The organism is Ensifer sp. (genome assembly GCF_035999185.1).
Lineage (GTDB): Bacteria > Pseudomonadota > Alphaproteobacteria > Rhizobiales > Rhizobiaceae > Ensifer.
Map to the genome: position 1 here is coordinate 19,736 of NZ_DASYHB010000050.1, position 15,947 is coordinate 35,682.

At 62.3% G+C, this 15,947-nt stretch carries 15 protein-coding genes; 8 read left to right on the top strand and 7 right to left on the bottom strand.

The features are described 5' to 3' along the window. Positions 1-2 precede the first annotated feature (2 nt). The 5 genes from hpf to lptC form a co-directional block, all read right to left on the bottom strand. Positions 3-575: a ribosome hibernation-promoting factor, HPF/YfiA family gene (gene hpf, locus VGO04_RS05455; RefSeq protein WP_327494948.1), complete on the bottom strand. Its 573-nt coding sequence runs from the start codon at positions 573-575 to the stop codon at positions 3-5. A gap of 229 nt (positions 576-804) precedes the next feature. Further along, positions 805-2,337, bottom strand: coding sequence for an RNA polymerase factor sigma-54 (gene rpoN / locus VGO04_RS05460; protein ID WP_327494949.1), 1,533 nt, complete (start codon positions 2,335-2,337; stop codon positions 805-807). Positions 2,338-2,482: 145 nt separating this feature from the next. Beyond that, a complete protein-coding gene (lptB, locus tag VGO04_RS05465; protein ID WP_327494950.1) occupies positions 2,483-3,301 on the bottom strand; it encodes an LPS export ABC transporter ATP-binding protein in 819 nt (272 codons plus the stop codon). Between the two features lie 12 nt (positions 3,302-3,313). Beyond that, a complete protein-coding gene (locus VGO04_RS05470) occupies positions 3,314-3,874 on the bottom strand; it encodes an LptA/OstA family protein (protein WP_327494951.1) in 561 nt (186 codons plus the stop codon). A 15-nt stretch (positions 3,875-3,889) separates the two neighbouring features. Continuing rightward, positions 3,890-4,558 carry an LPS export ABC transporter periplasmic protein LptC gene (lptC, locus tag VGO04_RS05475; RefSeq protein WP_327494952.1) on the bottom strand — a complete coding sequence of 223 codons (669 nt, stop codon included), beginning with the start codon at positions 4,556-4,558 and terminating at the stop codon, positions 3,890-3,892. 264 nt (positions 4,559-4,822) lie between these two features. On the opposite strand from lptC, the gene sppA reads away from it, so the two are divergent. From sppA to VGO04_RS05490, 3 genes are all read left to right on the top strand, one after another. Continuing rightward, a complete protein-coding gene (gene sppA / locus VGO04_RS05480; RefSeq protein WP_327494953.1) occupies positions 4,823-5,782 on the top strand; it encodes a signal peptide peptidase SppA in 960 nt (319 codons plus the stop codon). Positions 5,783-5,911: 129 nt separating this feature from the next. Continuing rightward, the gene (locus VGO04_RS05485; protein WP_057247998.1) at positions 5,912-6,214 is read left to right on the top strand and encodes an integration host factor subunit beta; all 303 of its coding nucleotides are present in this window, start codon (positions 5,912-5,914) and stop codon (positions 6,212-6,214) included. Between the two features lie 92 nt (positions 6,215-6,306). Beyond that, positions 6,307-6,651 carry a DUF1049 domain-containing protein gene (locus VGO04_RS05490; RefSeq protein WP_327494954.1) on the top strand — a complete coding sequence of 115 codons (345 nt, stop codon included), beginning with the start codon at positions 6,307-6,309 and terminating at the stop codon, positions 6,649-6,651. A gap of 52 nt (positions 6,652-6,703) precedes the next feature. Here VGO04_RS05490 and VGO04_RS05495 read toward each other — a convergent pair whose 3' ends face one another. After that, positions 6,704-7,162, bottom strand: coding sequence for a carbon monoxide dehydrogenase subunit G (locus VGO04_RS05495; RefSeq protein WP_327494955.1), 459 nt, complete (start codon positions 7,160-7,162; stop codon positions 6,704-6,706). A 314-nt stretch (positions 7,163-7,476) separates the two neighbouring features. On the opposite strand from VGO04_RS05495, the gene VGO04_RS05500 reads away from it, so the two are divergent. The 5 genes from VGO04_RS05500 to VGO04_RS05520 all read left to right on the top strand — a co-directional run bounded on the left by VGO04_RS05500 (position 7,477) and on the right by VGO04_RS05520 (position 13,321). Continuing rightward, complete coding sequence (locus VGO04_RS05500; protein WP_327494956.1) at positions 7,477-8,634, top strand: class I SAM-dependent rRNA methyltransferase; 1,158 nt, start codon at positions 7,477-7,479, stop codon at positions 8,632-8,634. Further along, complete coding sequence (locus VGO04_RS05505; protein WP_327494958.1) at positions 8,631-9,491, top strand: RNA methyltransferase; 861 nt, start codon at positions 8,631-8,633, stop codon at positions 9,489-9,491. Before VGO04_RS05500 ends, VGO04_RS05505 begins: the two co-directional genes overlap by 4 nt. Next, on the top strand, positions 9,488-9,979 hold the full coding sequence (gene lspA, locus VGO04_RS05510; RefSeq protein WP_327494959.1) for a signal peptidase II: 492 nt from the start codon (positions 9,488-9,490) through the stop codon (positions 9,977-9,979). The genes VGO04_RS05505 and lspA overlap by 4 nt, the downstream gene beginning before the upstream one ends. A 55-nt stretch (positions 9,980-10,034) precedes the next feature. Beyond that, positions 10,035-12,308, top strand: a complete 2,274-nt coding sequence (locus VGO04_RS05515) for an ATP-binding protein (protein ID WP_327494960.1) — start codon at positions 10,035-10,037, stop codon at positions 12,306-12,308. Between the two features lie 122 nt (positions 12,309-12,430). Beyond that, on the top strand, positions 12,431-13,321 hold the full coding sequence (locus tag VGO04_RS05520; RefSeq protein WP_327494961.1) for a GNAT family N-acetyltransferase: 891 nt from the start codon (positions 12,431-12,433) through the stop codon (positions 13,319-13,321). A 348-nt stretch (positions 13,322-13,669) separates the two neighbouring features. Here the strand turns inward: VGO04_RS05520 and VGO04_RS05525 are convergent. Continuing rightward, positions 13,670-15,947 (bottom strand): NADP-dependent malic enzyme (locus VGO04_RS05525; protein ID WP_327494962.1); only part of this gene is annotated, 2,278 nt, incomplete at its 5' end.

A 15,947-nucleotide genomic window follows, 5' to 3' on the forward strand; every position in this document is an offset into this window, starting at 1 on the left:
ACTCATGCCTTGATATTGGCGGCGTCGATCCAGCCAATATTTCCATCGTTGCGCCTGTAGACGATATTCAGTTCGGCCTTGCCGGGAGTGCGGAACATGAGGACGGGTTCGTCCGTCATGTCGAGCGCCATCACGGCGCTTGCGACAGACATCGTCCTCAGTTGTTTGGAGCTCTCGGCGACGATGGTCGGTGCATAATCCTCGGGGACTTCGTCGTCCTCGAAGGGTACCGAATCCATCACTGTGTAAGCCACTTCGGCAGCGTTCTGTCCGTTGCCGTTATGGTGATCCTTCAGCTTCCGCTTGTAGCGGCGCAGACGCTTTTCGATGCGGTCCGACGCCGCGTCAAACGCAGCCTGAGGGTCGTTCGCTTGACCGTTCGCCTGCATAACCACGCCCGTATCGAGATGAAGCTTGCAGTCGGCGCTGAAGCGCGACCCGGATTTTTCCACAGTGACCTGGCTTGAATATCCTCCGTCGAAATATTTGGTAACGGCCTGCTCGATCTGCTCGCCAATGCGGGCGCGGAACGAATCGCCGATTTCCATTTGTTTACCGGATACACGCACACTCATGGAGTTTCCTCTCTCGTTCGTGATTTGCGCAGCCAGTCTATTCCAAGCGGTCCCGTCATCCAAGCCTTTCAGACTTGCGGGGGCCGCCTCTGTCGCAGCCACCGGTCGCACCGGTCGGCCTCCGGGGTGAGCATGTCCCCGGCAATTGCGGCGGGCTCATATCGCCTGTGTCGGAGAGAGTCAATTGAAGGTCGCAAAAAAGTTAACGCGACTTAACCTTCGGCACCGGTCAGAAGCCCGAAGCCTTGGCGAGCGCGCGCTTTTCTCGCCGCCGCTGCACGGAGGAGGGGATGTTCATCGCTTCCCGGTATTTGGCGACGGTGCGCCGGGCGATGTCGACGCCGGCCTGTTTGAGGCCGTCGACGATGTCGTCGTCGGAAAGCACGGTTTCGGCGCTTTCCTCCTGGATCATCGCGCGGATGCGGTGGCGCACTGCTTCCGCCGAATGGCTGTCGCCGCCCTCGGCCGAGCCGATCGAGACCGTGAAGAAGTACTTGAGCTCGAACAGCCCGCGCGGCGTCAGCATGTACTTGTTGGACGTCACCCGGCTGACGGTCGATTCATGCATCTTGATCGCGTCGGCGACCGTCTTGAGATTGAGCGGGCGCAGGTGGCCGATGCCGTTGACCAGGAACGCATCCTGCTGGCGGACGATCTCGGTTGCGACCTTCATGATCGTCCTGGCGCGCTGGTCGAGGCTGCGGGTCAGCCAGTTGGCGTTCTGCAGGCACTCGTTGAGGAAGGCCTGGTCGGCGCTGTTCTTCTGCGTGCCGCGCGAGACGGCCGCGTAATAGGCCTGGTTGACCAGAACGCGGGGCAGAGCGTCGGGATTGAGTTCAACCATCCATGAGCCGTCGGGTGCGGCCCGCACGACGATATCGGGTACGATCGCCTCGCTGACGCTGGTCTCGAAGCTCGTGCCGGGCTTCGGATCGAGCTTGCGGATTTCCGCCAGCATGTCGATCAGGTCTTCCTCGTCGACGCCGCAGATCTTCTTGAGGCTTGCAAAGTCCCGCCGCGCCAGGAGTTCGAGATTGGCGACCAGTGCCTCCATCGCCGGGTCAAGCCGATCGCGGGCCCGCAACTGGATCGCCAGGCATTCGCCGAGCGAGCGGGCAAAGACGCCCGGAGGGTCGAACTGCTGCAGCTTCAACAGTACCCGCACGACGTCTTTGTGTGTTGCGCCGAGCCGTTGAGCGACCTCGTCCAGGTCGGCCTGGAGATATCCGGCGTCGTCGAGCTGATCGATCAGGTGCTGGGCGACCAGCCGATCCGAAGCATCCGAGAGAGCAAAGGGAAGCTGCTCCAGAAGCGTCTCGCGCAGGCTCTTGCGACCGGCAACAAAATCATCGAGGTCGTAGTCTTCGCCTTCGCTGCCGCCGGGCATCGACTTCCATTGGCCCAGCAGTTCAGGCGCGTCGGCGCGCTGCGGTGCGGTGTCGTCCTGATAGACATTGGAGAAATCGGTGTCGAGCTGCTCGCCGAGCCGCTCTGCGGAGGCAGAGGTGGCGCCCTCGTAGAGATCGACCTGTCCGCTGGCCTCGCCGCCCGGCGCCTCGTCCCCGGTGTCCGAACGCTCCGGTGTGCCCGGAACCTCGTCATTCGCCTGAAAATCGAGCAGCGGGTTCTTCTCCACCTCCTGGGCGATGAACTGATTGAGTTCGAGATGCGTCATCTGCAGCAGCTGGATCGACTGCATGAGCTGCGGCGTCATCACCAGGGACTGGGACTGGCGCAGATGTAGGCTGGCGGACAGTGCCATGCTGACGCGAAACTCCCGAGAAATCTCTCAAGGCCCGCGTTGTTTTCCTGTTGCCGGACGGACCTTTTATCGTTTGGCCCAAAAATTGCTTATCGGAAAGGTTTGGTCAAGCGTGGTCGCGGCCGGAATCGCCGCGCCGGCAGATTCAGAGGCTGAAATTGTCGCCGAGATAGAGCCTGCGCACGTCAGGATTGGTGACGATGTCGTTGGCGCGACCATGCGTCAGCACTTCGCCGGCATGGATGATGTAGGCACGGTCGATCAGTCCGAGGGTCTCGCGGACGTTGTGGTCGGTGATGAGCACGCCGATGCCGCGCGAAGTGAGGTGCCTGACAAGCGCCTGGATATCGGCGACCGAGATTGGGTCGACACCGGCAAACGGCTCGTCGAGCAGCATGAAGGTCGGGTCGGTTGCGAGCGCGCGCGCAATTTCGAGGCGTCTGCGTTCACCGCCGGACAGTGCGATCGCCGGCGACTTGCGCAGGTGCGTGATGTTGAACTCGCCGAGCAGGTCGTTGAGCTTGCTCTCGCGCCGCTCCAGGTTCTTGTCGTGCACTTCGAGCACGGCGCGGATGTTTTCCTCGACCGTCAGTCCGCGAAAGATCGATGCTTCCTGCGGCAGGTAGCCGACGCCAAGGCGCGCGCGCCGGTACATCGGCATGGTCGTGACGTCGTTGCCGTTGATCTCGATCGAGCCTTCGTCCACCGGAACAAGGCCGGTGATCATGTAGAAGCAGGTGGTCTTGCCAGCGCCGTTGGGGCCGAGCAGTCCCACAGCCTCGCCGCGCCGCACCACCAGCGAAACGCCGTTGACGACACGGCGCTCACGATAGGCCTTCGTCAGGCCGCGGGCGATCAGCGTACCGTCGTAGCGCGCCTTGTCGACCGTGTGCCCTGAGGCGGCCGTGGCTGTCGCCGACGGCTTGCGGACCCGTTTGCGCTTGTGGAGAAAGGGAAGTTGCACGAGCGGTCTACGTCAGTTCTGCTTGCGGGACTTCGGGTCGAGCTGGATTTGCACGCGGCCGCCGCAGGCTTCGAGCTGGGCCTCCCCGCTTTCCATATGGACATTGAGCTGGCAACCGACGAAGACGTTCTTGCCTTCCGACAGCACCACCTTGTCGCCCTTGAGCACGAAAACCTGCTTCGTCATGTCAAACGAGCCGGTGTCGGCCGTTGCCTGCTGCGTGCCTGAGCTGAGGAAAACCTTGTTGCTGACCTCGATGCGATCGATGTCGGCGTCGCCGCTCGAAACCGAGCCTGCGCCGGACTTGTAGAAGACCACCATGTTGCCGGCCTGAAGCGTCGTCGTGCCCTGCACGACCTTGACGTTGCCGGTAAAGATCGCCTTGCTCTCCGGGTCCTTGATCTCCAGCTTGTCGCTCTCGATCTGGATCGGCTGGTCGTTGGAGAGCTGCAGGCCCTTCATCTTGCTCGACGTGGCTTGGGCGGATGCGCCGGAGGCAATGATCAGTGCGCCGAGGCCGGCAATCGCCAGGCTGGCCGAAATCTTGAAAAATGAAGCGGTTGTGACCGACATGGAGTGCACCGGGTTCTATTTGGCGTTCTTGCGGATGGCACTGGGCTCGATGTTCACCCTCACCATGCCCTCAAATGTTACAATACGTCCCTTATCCGTCATTCGCAGCGTCTGCGCAATGATCGAACCGCCCTTCATGCTGATCGCAACGGGACGCTTCGTTTCCATCTCGCCGGCATTGATGTCCAGATACGCCGACTGGAAGTCGGCGTTGATGCCATTATTGACCGAAATGGTGAACGGGGCGTTCATGTCGAGCGTGTTTGCGCCGCGGTCGTAGATGCCGTTGGTGGCGTCCACGGTCGCAATCATCGAGCCTTTCATCGGCATTTCCGCATGGATCGTCTGCAGCGTGATGATATCCGGGTTGGCGATATCCTGGAGCGCGCGCTGCGCCTTCATCGAATAGCTGATGCCCTGCTTGTTGCGGCCGGAAATCGCCGGGTTCTTCATGACGATCTTGCCGTCTTCGATGGTTGCCGTTTCGAGCTGCAGGTCGACGGGAATAAAGGCCCTGACAAAGGTTACGCCGGCGAAGATCGCGGCGATGAGGCCGGCAACGACGGGCAGAATGACCTTCAGCCGGCGCACGCGCGCGGAATGCCGCGCAGCGAGCGCATAGGCGTCGGCGGAGCTCGCACCCATGTCGGCAAAAATGCCCGGGGCTGGCGCGTGGTTCAACATGAAAGGGCCTGTCGGTTCTGATAGTTTTGTCGCTGACCCGGAAAAAGGGCCGTATACATACAATGGTGTAAGTCGCCGCAAATATGGATATTTTTTGCTGTCGCACAATGGTGCCGCAAAAAAACTCGGGTGAAACACGAAAACGCCAGCTGCGGCTTTCAACCGTTGCCAAGCGTGTTTATGGAATATGCGCTCTAAGCGCGCAGATAACACGTTCCCGCGGAAACTGACAGAAGCTGCGCCAACTTTTCGGGAGAAAGCCACATGGACGAACTCGCCATTGCCGATCGCCGCAGCCTGCGCAGGAAGTTGAGCTTCTGGCGCTTTGTGGTGGCGGGTCTGCTTGTGGCTGCAGCCCTTGCGATCTTTGCCTGGTCGGGAGCCGCCGACGACGTTGGTCGCAACCGGCAGCACGTGGCCCGCGTGACCATCACCGGGTTGATCCAGGATGACCGCGAGCTCCTCGAGCGCCTTCAGAAGATCGCCGACAATGACAGCGTCAAGGCGCTGGTCGTGACCATCTCGTCTCCTGGCGGCACGACCTATGGCGGCGAAGTGCTTTACAAGGCGATCCGCAAGGTGGCGGCCAAGAAGCCGGTCGTCTCCGATGTCCGCACACTTGCCGCTTCGGCGGGCTACATGATTGCGCTGGCCGGTGACACAATCGTTGCCGGAGAAAGCTCGATCACCGGCTCCATTGGCGTCATTTTCCAGTATCCGCAGATCAAGGACCTGATGGACAAGGTTGGCGTGTCGCTGGAATCGATCAAGTCGCGGCCGCTCAAGGCGGAGCCGTCGCCCTTCCACCCTGCGAGCGACGAAGCCAAGGCAATGATCCAGTCGATGATCGACGACAGCTATGCCTGGTTCGTCGACCTGGTTGCCGAACGCCGCAAGCTTGAGCGCCCCGATGCGCTGCTGCTCGCCGACGGGCGCATTTTTACAGGCCGCCAGGCCTTGAAAGCCAAGCTCGTCGATACGTTGGGGGGGGAGGATGAAATTCGCGCCTTCCTGACCGAGAAAAAGGTCTCGAAGGACCTGCCGATCGTCGATTGGGAGGCGCCGCGAAAAACCCTGCCATTTGGCCTCGGCGCGATCGCCGCCAACTGGATCAAGATGTTGGGATATGACGCTTTTCCGGCAATGAGCGGGCTCGAAAAAATTGCGGGCGACAAGTTGTTTCTTGACGGTCTTGTTTCGGTTTGGCAGGTTGATGGTCAATGAGGAAGGCGACATATGCCCAGCCTGAACCGTCCAGGGACTGGCGGCGCCGTCGCAGCGTCTGCCACACCGGGTCGGTAATCACCATGCAGACCGAAAAAGCAAAACAAACAAGAATTTGAGGGGGCGACAGTGATCAAGTCAGAACTGGTGCAGATTGTTGCAGCTCGCAATCCGCATCTCTATCACCGCGACGTCGAAAATATCGTCAATGCGGTCCTCGATGAGATCACCGACGCGCTCGCGTCAGGCAACCGGGTCGAGCTGCGCGGCTTCGGCGCTTTCTCGGTCAAGAACCGGCCGTCGCGGTCCGGCCGCAATCCGCGCACCGGCGATTCCGTCTTCGTCGAGGAAAAGTGGGTGCCGTTCTTCAAGACCGGCAAGGAATTGCGGGAGCGCCTCAATCCCGGCATGAACGGCGACGACGAGGACTGATTTTCACCGACGTCAGCATTTTGGCGCAATTGGCGCCCGTTGTCCCTTAAGACACCGGAAGGCATATGCCGCCGCCAAGATGGAGCGATTGAATGTTCAAGAAACTGATCAACATCGTTTTTCTCGTCCCCGTTGGCGTGATCTTGATCGTACTTAGCGTTGCCAACCGTCAGAGCGTGACGCTGGCGCTCAACCCGTTTCGGCCGGAGGACAGTGTGCTCTCCGTCAGCGCGCCATTCTTCGTCTTCCTGTTTCTCGCCGTCATCGTCGGCGTGATCCTGGGCGCTGCGGCGACCTGGTTCAGCCAAGGCAAGCACCGGCGTCGCGCGCGCACCGAGGCGAATGAAGCGCTGAAATGGCACCGCGAGGCAGAAAAGCACCGCAGCCAGGCCGAGAAGCTCGCCACTCAAGCCACCCTTGCCGCACCGCAGAGCTGACCTCAACGGCGCAGTCCGGACTTCGAGCGGACGTCCCGGGTCGCGTCGTCGCTCAGCTTGATGCTTCTGCCGGTCCGCCCACGGCCGCGCCGAAGTCGGCAAAGAACTGTTGCGCCAGTTTCTTTGCGGTCGAGTCAATGAGGCGCGAACCAAGCTGGGCAAGCTTGCCGCCGATCTCTGCCTTGACGTCGTAGCGCAGCACCGTTTCCAAACCGTCCTCGATCAGCGTGACGTCGGCGCCGCCCTTGGCAAAACCGGCAATGCCACCCTTGCCTTCGCCTGATATCGTATAGCTCTCGGGCGCGTTGAGATTGGAAAGCACGACATTGCCCGCGAACGAAGCGGAGACGGGGCCGATCTTGATCTTCACCACCGCTGCAAGTTCGCTCGGTGACGTCATTTCCAGCGATTGGCAGCCAGGGATGCAGCGCTTGAGGATTTCCGGATCGTTGAGGCCGCGCCACACCGCATCGCGCCCAGCCGCAATCCGCTCTTCGCCGGTCATGTCCATGCGCTTTCCTCCCCGTGCGGTAACCCGACCATCGCTGCTGGCGTGTGATGGTTGCTGCATCACCTTAGACGTGCTGCAGAATTTTGTCCCGACGTCGGTATCGACTTGACGAAAATTTGCAGCGGCTTTCCCGGCGCTGATCGTCACAAATCGGAAACGGCTTTGCCAAGTGCATCAGCGATGCTATTTGCACCTCAATGAATGCTGCGGCACGAGCAAGGCTGCGGCGACAAACCTCATGGCGCCTGCCCGCCCGCGCCCGATACTGCGGAAGGCAGGCAAAGCATGCTCCAACAAAGCCCAGGGATTTCAGCGTGAAGGAAAAGGATCGGCGGTCGAAAAATGCGTCCGTGACCACGGCCAAGGGTCGCGGCGCCGAGGCGCGTGGCGGCGGTCGCCACGATCAGAAACGGTCGGCCCCCGCCAAGGGTGGCGGTTTCGGCAAGGAGCGGCCGGCGCGGGTATCCGCAGCGCGCGACGTCGAGACACACGACAAGCCCGTCAAGCATCCGGCCGCACCAGAGGTGCCGGCGCGGGTGATTGTTCGGCGCACCGGCGACAAGCCGGGCGAAAACGTGCCGCTGATCCTCGAAACGGTCGGAGCCTCCGGCTATCATCTCATCGACAGCGGCGCCGGCGAGAAGCTTGAGCAATACGGCCCCTATCGCATCGTGCGCCCCGAGGCGCAGGCGCTGTGGCCACGCAGCCTTCCCGATCATGTCTGGGAGAACGCGGACGCGATCTTCACCGGCGACACGGACGAGGATGGCATGGGGCGCTGGCGGTTTCCCGGTGCCGTCCTTGGCGAAACCTGGCCGATGCAGCTTCTCGACACCGAGTTCCACGGTCGCTTCACCTCGTTCCGCCATGTCGGCGTCTTTCCCGAGCAGCTTGCCCATTGGAGTTGGGTCAAGGACCAGGTCGAGGCCGCTGGCCGGCCGCTCAAGGTTCTGAACCTCTTTGGCTATACCGGCGTCGCCTCGCTGATCGCCGCCAAGGCCGGCGCCGAGGTGACGCATGTCGATGCCTCGAAGAAGGCGATCGGCTGGGCGCGCGAAAACCAGGCTCTGGCGCGCGCCGAAAAGCTGCCGATCCGCTGGATCTGCGACGATGCGATGAAGTTCATCCAGCGCGAGGAGCGCCGCGGCAGCCGATACGACATCATCTTGACCGACCCGCCGAAGTTCGGTCGCGGACCGAACGGCGAGGTCTGGCAGCTCTTCGACCATCTGGCGGCAATGCTCGACATCTGCCGCGAGATCCTGTCTCCGGAGGCGCGGGGCCTGGTTTTGACGGCCTATTCGATCCGGGCGAGCTTCTATTCGATCCATGAACTGATGCGCGAGACGATGCGCGGCCGCGGCGGCCGGGTGGAGTCGGGCGAACTCATCATCCGCGAGGGCGGGCTTGACGGCCTTAAGCCGGGCAGGGCGCTTTCGACCTCTCTCTTCAGCCGCTGGGTACCGCAATGACGAACGACAGAAGCGAGCACGGCGCGGGCCGTGTCGGTCAGGTGAAGGAGGTCACGAGCCTCACCAACCCGATCATCAAGGACATCCGCGCGCTGGCACAGAAGAAGCACCGCGACGAGACGCGCTCCTTCATGGCCGAGGGGCTGAAGCTGGTGATCGACGCGCTCGACCTCGGCTGGAAGATCAAGACGCTGATCTATGCGAAGGCGGCCAAGGGCAAGCCGCACGTCGAGCAGGTGGCGGCCAAGACCGTCGCCAAGGGCGGCCTTGTTCTCGAAGTCAGCGAAAAGGTGCTGTCGACCATCACCCGGCGCGACAACCCGCAGATGGTCGTCGGCATCTTCGAGCAGCGCTACCAGTCGCTGAAGGATCTGAAGCCCGAGCTCGGCCAGACCTACGTCGCGCTCGACCGGGTGCGTGACCCCGGCAATCTCGGCACAATCATCCGCACGGCCGATGCTGCAGGCGCCTCCGGCGTCATCCTCGTCGGCGAAACCACCGATCCATTTTCTCTCGAAACCGTGCGCGCCACCATGGGCTCGGTCTTTGCGATGCCCGTGGCACGTGCAAGCGCCGAAGACTTCATCCGCTGGCAGAAGTCGGCCGGTGTGAAGGTGGTTGCAACGCATCTCGCCGGCGCCGTCGACTACCGCACCATCGATTACAAGTCCAAGCCCGTGGTCATCCTGATGGGCAACGAGCAGGCAGGCTTGCCGGAAGACCTTGCCCGCGAAGCCGGCGCATTGGCGCGGATCCCGCAGGCCGGGCGCGCCGACTCGCTCAATCTGGCGATCGCCACCGGCATCATGCTGTTTGAAGCGCGCCGTCATCTTCTGACGCTGGATGCCCGCGCATGAGCGAGAAGCAGGTTCTGTTTTCCCGGCCCCTGCCGATCGCGGTCTTCATCCTTCTTGCGCTCGTTGCGGATCAGCTGATCAAGTATCTGGTCGAGCTCTACCTGCCCTTCAACCAGGCGGTCCATGTCGTGCCGATGCTGGCGCTCTACCGCACCTACAACTACGGCGTCGCCTTTTCGATGCTGTCGGGCATGGAAGGCTGGTTCATCGTCGGCATGCGGCTCACCGTCTGCGCCTTCGTGCTCTGGCTTTGGAAGCGCACGCCGAAAGACCGGTTCTTCGCCCATTTCGGCTATGCCCTGATCATCGCCGGCGCGCTTGGCAACCTCGTCGACCGGCTGCTCTTCGGCTACGTGATCGACTACATCCTCTTCTACACCGAGACATGGTCCTTCGCCGTCTTCAACCTGGCCGATACGTTCATCACCATCGGTGCCGGCGCCATCATTCTTGACGAGCTGCTGCATGCGAAAAAGGCGGATCGCTAAGATTTTATCGAAGCGTTGAAGCCAATCGGAACGCTTGTCGTGTTAGCCGGTTGGCATGAGCGAACCGTCACGATTGCTGCAACGCATCGAATCCGGCTTCGGGAGAGACGCCCGGGCGGGAACAGACGCGCCGATGGCGATGCCGGTCGAGGTATTGCCCACGGTCGGCCCCGGCGATGCGATCGACGTTGTTGCGCGCTCCGCGCTGAAGCAGGTCTCCCTGGCGTTGCTCGGGCTGTTTGCCTCAGGCCTCGTTCTTGTCATCGGAATCAACGCCGGCTTTTACCTGTTCGCAGCAGCGATCGCTGCCGCCGGTCTGGTCGGGGTTCTTCTGCTTGCCATCGAGGCGATCCGCTCCTTTGACCAGCGGCAGCTGAACGAAGAGGCGGACAGAGACAGCGACTGGCACCGCTCCGAAACCTCGGCATTGCTGTCGACCATTCACGACGCGCTCGGCGACCTCGCGATCATGCGCGGCATGGATGGAAAGATCGTCTATGCCAATGCGGTCTTCCATCAGCTCTCAGGCCATGTGGATGCGCGTGGACAGACCTGTGCAGCTCTCGGTCTGAACTTCGAGCCGAAAGCCGGCCCCAATCACTACCTCGTGCGCATCGCCGCGGCAGACGGTATCCGTCTTTTCGACTGGCACGACGTGATCGCTCGCGACCCGGCAAGTGGCAAGCTCATGCGCCACAGCATTGCGCGCGACGTGACCGAGGAAGCGCGCGCAGCACGGGAGCGCGAGGCGGCGCGCCGGCGCGCAGAAGAGGCAAGCCGCGCCAAGTCGCAGCTGCTTGCCACCGTCAGCCACGAGATTCGCACGCCGCTTTCGGGCATCCTCGGCATGAGCCACCTGCTTGGCCAGACCCGCATGTCGAGCGAGCAGAAGAACTACCTGGCCGGCATGCAGCAATCCGGCCACGCGCTGGTCCAGCTCGTTGAGGATCTGATCGATTTCTCGTCGCTCTCGGCCGGGCGGTTCCAGTTTCGCCCCAGCCGCCAGGATCCGCGCGGCGTCATCGAGAGCGTCGTGGAAATGCTCTCCAACCGCGCCCACGAAAAGGGCATCGAAATCGGCGCCACCGTATCCGTCGATGTTCCCGCACTCATGGCTTTCGACGCGGCGCGCCTGCGTCAGGTGTTGTTCAACGTGATCGGCAATGCCGTCAAGTTCACGGAAGTCGGTGGCGTGTTCGTCAGCGCCGACACCATCGACGACAGCGTGCGGATCCGCATCGACGACACTGGCCCCGGCATGTCGCCGGCGGATCTGAAACGCATCTTCGAAGAGTTCGAACAGGCCGGTGATGAAGAACAGCGCGCCAAGGGCACCGGCCTCGGGCTCGCCATCTCCCGACGGATCATGCAGGCCTGCGGCGGTAGCCTGACGGCCGCAAGTGCGCCCGGTCGCGGCAGCCGTTTTGAAATTCGCCTGCCGCTCGCCGAAATCGAGGCTGTCGCAACTGAGCGCCGGTCCTGTCTCGCCGGATCGCATGTGCTGGTTATGGCTCCGGATGGCCCGGCTTCGGCTGCACTCGCCGCAACGATCGCGACGCTCGGCGGGCGCTGCCACCGTGCAACGACGCTGGCGGCAGCACAACACGTGCTCGCGCAGGTGCTGGCGGGCGGCGAGCCGCTGACCGATGTGATCGTCGATCATCGCCATGCACAGCAATACAAGCAGCTCTTGGCACTGCAGCCGGCGGTCGGACGGCTCGAACTTCGGCGCACCTACCTGATCAATCCGGAGGAGCGCAACAGTCATCCCGTCAACCAGATGGACGGTTACGAGGCCTGGCTGATCCGGCCCCTGCGCGAAAAATCCCTCGTCGAGGTGTTGCTCGGGCGACTGAAGGGCATCGAGAAACGCGATGCGATCAACGACAACAGGCCGGTTCTGCGCGAGGAGCCGGCAACCGCGCCCGCTCAGGCGGAAGCAAGCGGGATCCTCCTGGCAGAAGACGATCCGGTCAACGCCCTGATCATTCGCACCGTGCTCCAGCGTTCGGGGCATTCCGTGCAGCTGGTCAGCGATTTTGGCAGCATGGCCACCGCGCTGCGCCCGTCCGCAGATCGCCCGATGCCGGAGCTTCTCGTTACCGATCTCAACATGCCCGGCGGCGACGGTCTTTCGATGGTGTTGGACATGCGTGCCGCTGAAGCGGCCCTTTCGCGGGCGCGTCTGCCGGTGATCGTCCTGACCTCCGATACCCGCGAGGACATGCGTGGCCGGCTGCTCGCAGCCGGTGCCGATGCCGTGTTGTCGAAGCCGGTCGAGCCGCATTTGCTGACAGCGGAGATCGCGCGTCTGCTGCGCAAACGGTAACGCCGGAAATGCTAACGGTATGGATCGGGGAGCGGGGGTTGTACGCCGCTTTCATGTCACTATGTTGTTGCAGAAACGTGGTCTAAGCCCGGCAGACAGATTTGATTCGGGATGACGCGGATATGGCCATCGAGCTACTGGATTCAGCGAACGTGGTTGACACTTCTCAGGCTTGCATCGGCAAGAAGCCCGCCGCCCCGGCGACTGACGTTCTCGGCAGGATCGCCAATCTCGAGACGCGTCTTGCCCGCACGGCCTCGGAGATCGATGCCGCCCAGGCCGTGCGCTACAAGGTGTTCGTCGAGGAGATGAAGGCGCAGGTTGGTGCCGAAGCCGACCGCCGCAAGCGTGACGTCGACAGCTGGGACGCGATCTGCGATCACCTCCTGGTTCTCGATACCGCGATCGAGGGCGACGCCGAGGATCAGATCGTCGGCACCTATCGCCTGCTGCGCCAGGATGTGGCCGAGCGTTCGGGCGGCTTCTACTCGGCTTCCGAATTTGCGATCGATCAGCTTCTCGCTCGCCACCCGACGAAGCGCTTCATGGAGCTTGGCCGCTCCTGCGTGCTGCCGGAGTACCGCACCAAGCGGACGGTGGAGCTGCTGTGGCAGGGTAACTGGGCCTATGCCCTCAAATACGGCATGGATGCGATGTTCGGTTGCGGCTCGTTCCCGGGTGTCGTTCCGGCCGAGCATGCACTGGCGCTGTCCTTCCTGCATCACAACATCCGCGCCCGCGACGACTGGGCTGTCAGTGCCCGCCCGGAACTCCACCGGACGATGGACCTGATGCCTGCCGAGGCGATCAACGCGAAGAAGGCGCTGTCCGCCCTGCCGCCGCTGATCAAGGGCTACATGCGGCTCGGCGCCATGGTTGGTGATGGCGCCGTGGTCGACCACGCCTTCCGCACGACCGATGTCTTGATCGTATTGCCGATCAGCAACATCTCCGGCCGCTACCTCAACTATTACGGCGCCGATGCCGGTCGTTTTGGCGGCGCCGTCTCCTAATCGACCCCTGATGGGGTTAACCAAATATTAATGATCAGTTTGACTTTAAGGGTCGAAAGAGAGACATGTATTGTCATGTTCTTCTCTAATTTAATGACGAACGAATAGAGAAAATAAATGGAGAAACTGGCGATCTCCGGAGATCGGCAGGCATAGGGTTCCCAAGACTCCGTCTTTCATTACCTTAAACATAAATGCATTGCATGTTACTAAGCCCGCCTCCTTTTCGGAAAGCGGGCTTTTCTTCTTTATAGTTGTTTCGAATTGGTGCCATTCGGGGTCGCACGTTGACCCGATTGGAGGCGGCTGTACCAGAGTGAGACAGCCGCCGGGCCGGGAATGTCGGTCCTACATACCGGCGTTATAGGCGGCGATCGCCGCCATATTGACGATGTCGGAATCCTTGGCCGACATCGAGACGATCTGGATCGACTTGTCGAAGCCGACGAGCAGCGGGCCGATGACCGTCGAGCCGCCGAGTTCCTGCAGCATTTTCGTCGAGATCGATGCCGAATGGAACGCCGGCATGACCAGCACGTTGGCCGTGCCCGAGAGGCGGCAGAACGGATACTGCTCCATCACCTTCGGATTGAGCGCGACGTCGGCGGCCATTTCGCCGTCATATTCGAAGTCGACCCGGCGCTTGTCGAGGATGTTGACCGCCTCGCGGACACGCTCGGAGCGTTCGCCGGAGGGGTGGCCGAACGTCGAGTAGGCAAGCATGGCCACACGCGGCACATAGCCAAGGCGCTTGGCGAGACCCGCAGCCTCCTCGGCGATATCGGCCAGCTCTTCGGCTGTAGGCATGTCGTGCACGGCCGTGTCTGCGACGAGCACGGTGCGGCCGCGGCAAAGCGCGATCGAGACGCCGATGACGCGATGGCCCGGCTTCGGGTCGATGCAGCGGCGCACGTCTTCCAGTGCCGTCGAATAGTTGCGGGTGAGGCCCGTCACCATGCCGTCGGCATCCCCGAGCGCCACCATGCAGGCGGCGAAGTGGTTGCGGTCGTTGTTGATCAGGCGCTGTGCGTCGCGGAAGAGGAAGCCTTTGCGCTGCAGGCGGGCATAGAGATAGTCGGTATAGGCGCTGACGCGCTTGGAAAGCCGCGCGTTGACGATCTGGATGCCGGGACGGTCGAGGTCGATGCCCTCGCGCTCCGCCGTCTCGCGCATGCGCTCCTCGCGGCCGAGCAGGATGGCGGTGCCGAGCTGCTGGTTGGCATAGGCGATCGCCGAACGCATGACCTGTACTTCTTCGCCTTCTGCAAAGACGATGCGCTTCGGCTGACGCCGGACGCGCTCGTAGATCCGCTGCAGCGTCGAGGCGATCGGGTCGCGACGGGCGGAAAGCTGGCGGCCATAGGCTTCGAGATCGGTGATCGGCTTGCGGGCAACCCCGCTTTCGATCGCCGCCTTGGCAACCGCCATCGGGATCGCCGAGATCAGGCGCGGATCGAAGGGAACCGGAATGATGTATTGCGGACCGAAGCGCGGCCGGTTGCCCTGGTAGGCGGCAGCGACATCATCCGGCACGTCTTCCTTGGCAAGGCTCGCGAGTGCTTGCGCGGCCGCGATCTTCATCTCGTCGTTGATCGTCGTGGCGCGCACGTCGAGGGCGCCGCGGAAGATATAGGGGAAGCCGAGCACGTTGTTGACCTGGTTCGGATAGTCCGAACGGCCGGTGGCAACGATCGCGTCGTCACGGATGCGCGCAACTTCTTCCGGCGTGATTTCCGGATCCGGGTTGGCCATGGCGAAGATGATCGGCCGCGGCGCCATCGAGCGCACCATGTCCTCCGAAAGCGCACCCTTGGCCGAGAGGCCGAAGACCACGTCGGCGCCGTCCATCGCTTCGGCGAGCGTGCGGCGGTCAGTCTTGACCGCATGGGCCGACTTCCACTGGTTCATGCCCTCGGTACGGCCCTCGAAGATCACGCCCTTGGTGTCGCACAGGATGACGTTTTCGGGGTTGAAGCCCATCGACTTGATGAGTTCGATGCAGGCGATGGCTGCAGCCCCCGCGCCGTTGCAGACGAGCTTCGTCGTCTTGAAATCGCGGCCGGTCAGCGCCAGCGCGTTGATCAGGCCGGCGGCGGCGATGATCGCGGTGCCGTGCTGATCGTCGTGGAACACCGGGATGTCCATGACCTCGCGCAGCTTCTGCTCGATGATGAAACAGTCCGGCGCCTTGATGTCTTCGAGGTTGATGCCGCCGAACGAGGGGCCGAGGAATCGCACGCAGTTGATGAATTCGTCGACGTTTTCGGTGTCGACTTCAAGGTCGATGGAATCGACGTCGGCAAAGCGCTTGAACAGCACCGCCTTGCCTTCCATGACCGGCTTGGAGGCAAGTGCCCCGAGGTTGCCGAGGCCGAGAATGGCGGTGCCGTTGGAGATGACCGCGACCATGTTGCCGCGCGTCGTGTAGTCGTATGCCGTGTTCGGATCCTCGGCTATCGCCTTCACCGGTACCGCAACGCCGGGGGAATAGGCAAGCGACAGGTCGCGCTGGGTGGCCATCGCCTTGGTGGGGGAAATCTCCAGCTTTCCGGGGCGACCCTGCGAGTGAAAATCAAGCGCTTCCTGCGCGGTGACGCTCGTCATGGTGCGATCGGTCTTGTCGGTG

Excerpts from the sequence above, each read along its gene's own strand:
- hpf (WP_327494948.1), bottom strand. The coding sequence starts at position 575 with ATGAGTGTGCGTGTATCCGGTAAACAAATGGAAATCGGCGATTCGTTC.
- rpoN (WP_327494949.1), bottom strand. The coding sequence starts at position 2,337 with ATGGCACTGTCCGCCAGCCTACATCTGCGCCAGTCCCAGTCCCTGGTG.
- VGO04_RS05470 (WP_327494951.1), bottom strand. The coding sequence starts at position 3,874 with ATGTCGGTCACAACCGCTTCATTTTTCAAGATTTCGGCCAGCCTGGCG.
- lptC (WP_327494952.1), bottom strand. The coding sequence starts at position 4,558 with ATGTTGAACCACGCGCCAGCCCCGGGCATTTTTGCCGACATGGGTGCG.
- sppA (WP_327494953.1), top strand. The coding sequence starts at position 4,823 with ATGGACGAACTCGCCATTGCCGATCGCCGCAGCCTGCGCAGGAAGTTG.
- VGO04_RS05490 (WP_327494954.1), top strand. The coding sequence starts at position 6,307 with ATGTTCAAGAAACTGATCAACATCGTTTTTCTCGTCCCCGTTGGCGTG.
- VGO04_RS05495 (WP_327494955.1), bottom strand. The coding sequence starts at position 7,162 with ATGGACATGACCGGCGAAGAGCGGATTGCGGCTGGGCGCGATGCGGTG.
- VGO04_RS05505 (WP_327494958.1), top strand. The coding sequence starts at position 8,631 with ATGACGAACGACAGAAGCGAGCACGGCGCGGGCCGTGTCGGTCAGGTG.
- lspA (WP_327494959.1), top strand. The coding sequence starts at position 9,488 with ATGAGCGAGAAGCAGGTTCTGTTTTCCCGGCCCCTGCCGATCGCGGTC.
- VGO04_RS05515 (WP_327494960.1), top strand. The coding sequence starts at position 10,035 with ATGAGCGAACCGTCACGATTGCTGCAACGCATCGAATCCGGCTTCGGG.
- VGO04_RS05520 (WP_327494961.1), top strand. The coding sequence starts at position 12,431 with ATGGCCATCGAGCTACTGGATTCAGCGAACGTGGTTGACACTTCTCAG.